The 3,103-nt window shown below is 29.0% G+C and carries 3 protein-coding genes; 1 reads left to right on the forward strand and 2 read right to left on the reverse strand.

All coding sequences use genetic code 11. The features are described from left to right. Positions 1–33: 33 nt before the first annotated feature. On the forward strand, positions 34–1,584 hold the full coding sequence (locus ACR0QS_RS12370) for a hypothetical protein (RefSeq protein ID WP_432633758.1): 1,551 nt from the start codon (positions 34–36) through the stop codon (positions 1,582–1,584). Here the strand turns inward: ACR0QS_RS12370 and ACR0QS_RS12375 are convergent. Both ACR0QS_RS12375 and dcd read right to left on the reverse strand, forming a co-directional pair. Next, the gene (locus tag ACR0QS_RS12375; RefSeq protein WP_432633759.1) at positions 1,574–2,599 is read right to left on the reverse strand and encodes a pseudouridine synthase; all 1,026 of its coding nucleotides are present in this window, start codon (positions 2,597–2,599) and stop codon (positions 1,574–1,576) included. The two genes, ACR0QS_RS12370 and ACR0QS_RS12375, sit on opposite strands and share 11 nt — an antisense overlap. A gap of 15 nt (positions 2,600–2,614) precedes the next feature. Further along, a partial coding sequence (dcd, locus tag ACR0QS_RS12380) for a dCTP deaminase (RefSeq protein WP_432633760.1) occupies positions 2,615–3,103 on the reverse strand: 489 nt, incomplete at its 5' end.

A 3,103-nucleotide genomic window follows, 5' to 3' on the forward strand; every position in this document is an offset into this window, starting at 1 on the left:
ATAATAATATTATAAATATAAAGCGAGAATTTTATGAGAATTTTTATATTTTTTATTTCTTTTATTTTAATCAATGTTTCGGCTTTTCCTCAAATATATACTTTACAAAGAGGCGAGAGACTGAAAGACGGATATATTTTAGACGAAAATAATTATGCCGTAATTTTAGAAAAAAGCGATTTGAATAATCAAAAAACTTTCGATATTCTATATAAAGACGCGAGATTAACGGGATATAAAGACGCGGGAATAATTAGAATACTTCCAAATAATACTTTAATTGCCACAATGTTAAAATCTTCAACGGGAAAAGATATGTGGACTTTAATTTACGGCGATAATGAAATGGAATTCGATTCTATAGAAAAAAGTATTTTTTCGGGAAATAATTCTATAATATTTGCTCGACTAACCGATTACGGAATTGCGATTATAAACGGAGAGAGGCAGACGGAATACTCGGAATTATTCGGTTCTATTATTAACGATAATAATTTTGCTTTTTCTTATTTAAGAGACGGAGAATATTTTATTAATATAAACGGAGAAGAAAAACAAATTGACGGGAAAGTCGACAGAATGAAATATTCCGCCGATGGAAACGAACTTATTTATATCATTGAAGGAGAAGAAAATTTTATAATATCAAATAACGAAACCGAAAAATTTTTGAAAGTTGACGATTTTGTTTATTTTGACGCGAATACTCATGCTTATGCAGTTAAACCAATGCCCGAAATTGATATGATTATTGAAACGAACGATTTTATTACAAATGAAAGCGATTCAATAATTACAAATACTTCGACTATCACAAATTATAATTTATCGAATATTAGCGTCTATACGAACGAAGAGGGAGTAACGGTAAAAGGACAATCGAACACAATCGCTCTTATGACAATAACGAATATTATTACAAATTTTATGCCCGAACAAATTGATGAATTATATACCAATTTTATTACCAACGAAAATATAATGACGAGCCTTATTTTGAACGGAAGAAATTTTGGAGAATATGATTTAATAACGAATATGTCTTTTTCGCCAGACGGAAAAACTTTGGTATTTATTGATATAGATACGAACGAAAATTTAAGTTTTCATGTCGGCGGGGAGACGATTACAAATTACGATAATATTCTTTTATATAAATATTCTGACGATTCTAAAATATTTTCTTATGCGGCTCAAACTAACGGAATTTCTTTTGTCATATTAAACGGAAAAAGATTGAATAAAGATTTTGATAATATAAACGAAATTTATTTTTCTTCAAATAATAATTTAGTTTATAACGCTGTTCGAGGAGCTAGAGAATATATTTTTGCTGACGATTTTGAAAGTCCCGCTTATAATAATATAATCTCTTTTAAGTTTGTCGGAGAATCTTTCGCGTTTACGGGCGAGCGACTCGGAAAATATTATTATTTTATTTTGGATAAAGAAAATTCAAGAAGAAGAGAATTCGGAGGATATGATTTTGTTTCGGATATTAACGAAGAATCGGAATCCGCTATTTCCATAATTTCAGACGGAGAAAATATATTTATAATTAAAAACGGAAATATTATAAATTAGCAGTTTTTATTTTCGAAATAAATTCTTTCAAATCATCAGGCAAAGGCGCTTTTACTTTTATTCGCTTATTCGTCAGAGGATGATTAAATTCAAGTTTATAAGAATGCAATGCCTGTCTAACAAAAAAATCTTTCGGAATAACGCTTTTTTTAATAAAAGAATTAAAAACTTCGGGACCGTATTTTCCGTATATTTTATCGCCAACCATATAAAGTCCGAGCGAATGCAAATGAACTCTTATTTGATGCATTCTTCCCGTATATAATCTTGCCATTACGATTGCATAATCTCCGAATTTTTTTATAGTTTTAAATTTCGTTTTTGAATATTTTAAATTTTCGTTTGGTTTTATGTTTTTAGAAATTTTATGAAGAATTTGATATCTTCTATAAAAAGGATTTCCTATTTCTTCCATATATCCTTCAACCGTAAAATTTTCTTCAATATTTTTTGCGTTTTCGACTATTGCAATATAAGTCTTTTTTATTTTATTTTTAGAATTGTTTTTAGAATGCATTGCGCAAAATTTTGAAGCCAATTCATGTCCTCTCGAAAGAACAACGCAGCCGCTCGTTTCTCTGTCTATTCTGTTTAGCATATTTATATTGCAGTTAAGATTTTCTTTCATTATCGTATGCAAAGTATTATAATAATATTTTCCCGAAGGAATAACGGGCAAATTCGCTGGTTTATTTACGATAATCAAATCTCCGTCATCGTAAATTATTTGAATATTTTTATCAATATCGGGTTCTTTTAATCCGATGAGATGATAAATAATTTCGTCTCCTTTTTTTATCTCCCGCGTATATTTTATTCTTTTTCCGTTTACCAATACCAAACCTTGTCCTATTAAATCCTGCCATTTGCTTCTTGTATAATAAGAAAATCTGTTTCCCAAATATCTGTCAAGTCTGATTGCTTCAATATTTTCTTCGACTTTGCATTTTCTTATAACGGAGTTTTTATATATTTCTTCAAGATTTGAAACTAATTTATTTTTTTCTTTTTTCATTTTTTGAATTATAAATTATTTTAGAAAATCTTTATATAACATGCTCGGCTGAACATCTGTATTGTTTTGATATTTACCGCTGCTATATTCTTCATATTCTCCGTCAATCGTATGATAATATAATTGAGCGATTTCAACATTAGGATAAATTATTATCGGTTTGATGCAAAATATTTCCAAAGTCCAATAACCCGAAAATCCCACATCGCCGAATCCCGCCGTTATATGAATAAAAATTCCAAGTCTGCCGATGGAAGAACGTCCTTCAATCATTGGAACGAAATTTTTTGTAGTCGTATATTCCAAAGTTCTGCCCAAATATAATTCGTTCGGTTCTAATTTAAAACCGTTTTCCGAAATAATTATTTCTTTAGCTTCGTTTGGTTTCTTCATATCCAAAGTTTTTTCTTTATATACCAAAAGTTTATTATGCAGTCTAACATTATAACTGTTTGAATTTAACTGACTTCTATTAAAAGGCTCTATTATTATATTTTTTCCTAA

Origin of the sequence: Brachyspira sp. (assembly GCF_050873525.1) — a bacterium.
GTDB lineage: Bacteria > Spirochaetota > Brachyspiria > Brachyspirales > Brachyspiraceae > Brachyspira.